Origin of the sequence: Flavobacterium sp. UBA4854 (assembly GCF_002399805.1) — a bacterium.
GTDB lineage: Bacteria > Bacteroidota > Bacteroidia > Flavobacteriales > Flavobacteriaceae > Flavobacterium > Flavobacterium ginsengisoli.
Window position 1 is genome coordinate 16041 of sequence record NZ_DHEI01000043.1, and the last position, 1215, is coordinate 17255.

1 protein-coding gene and 1 pseudogene are annotated in these 1215 nt (G+C 35.6%); both read left to right on the forward strand.

What is annotated here, in order from left to right; genetic code table 11:
* Positions 1 to 468 (forward strand): annotated as a pseudogene (locus B3J44_RS06130) (SusC/RagA family TonB-linked outer membrane protein); the annotation flags it as partial.
* A 22-nt stretch (positions 469 to 490) separates the two neighbouring features.
* Positions 491 to 1215, forward strand: a 725-nt coding sequence (locus B3J44_RS06135) for a RagB/SusD family nutrient uptake outer membrane protein (RefSeq protein ID WP_286966837.1), incomplete at its 3' end; no start/stop codon positions are given.

Genomic DNA, 1215 nt, shown 5'->3' on the forward strand with positions numbered 1-1215 from the left:
TTAGGTGCAAGTTACAAAGGATTTGATTTTTCTGCTTTGATAGGAAGCGGTTGGGGCAATAAATTATATAACGGAAACAGATATTTCTATGAGTCTATGAATTCAGGAACAAATATGCTGGCTTCTACGCTTAATTCATGGACACCAGAAAATCATAGTAATATACCACGTGCCGTATTGCAAGATCCTAACGGAAACAGTCGTGAATCAGATCGTTTTCTTGAAAGCGGAGACTTCATCAGAATGCGCCAATTGCAACTTGGGTATACTATTCCAAGCAAAATGTTAGGCAAAGCAAAAATTGATAAACTTAGAATTTATATAAGCGCCGAGAACTTGTTTACTATCACCAATTACTCAGGTATCGATCCTGAATTCTCACGAGCTTCAGTAATTGATACTGGTGTAGACCGTTTTGTTTATCCATTTACAAGATCATTTGTTTCTGGTATTCAGTATATATTTTAATTCTATTTAATAAGACACTATCATGAAAAAGATATTTTTAATATTATCCACTATAGGTTTATTCACTTTTGCAAGTTGTGATGATTATCTGGATCAGCAATCGCCTGATCAGCTTACATCAGATAATTTCTGGAGAAATAAAGCTGACGCCGAATCAGCTTTAGCAGCTACTTATTCTCAGTTAGAATGTGCGGTTGATGAATGGGCTTTTGCCGAAGTAAAATGGCCAGTTGAGGCTTATCGTGAAGACATAAACGAACTAGGAAGCGATGCATTGAATTACCAAAACTGGGTAGAACTTTCGACTTTTACATACACCAACGGAAACAGCCAGTTTACTAGTTATTGGAAAATTAATTATAGAGGAATCAGTAATGCCAATCAGGTTATTGACAAATTGCCACAGGTTCCTTCAGATAAAATAACTGATGCAGACCGCAAACAAATTGAAGCCGAAGCTCGTTTTTTACGTGCTTACTATCATATGAAACTTATTCTTAACTGGAATCAAATCTATATTAGAAATAAATATGTTACTAAAGAAAGCGATTTGAATATTCCTTTGTCAACACGTGCAGAAGTTTGGGATTTTATTATAAACGAGTTTAAAGCTGTAGCCGATGTTTTACCAGCAAAACAATCAGCAGATAAAACAGGACGCGCAACAAGCGGTGCAGCAAACAGTTATTTAGGATTTGCATATTTAACAAGAGCTTATGAAGAAACAGCTCAAAAGCAAACTTTCTT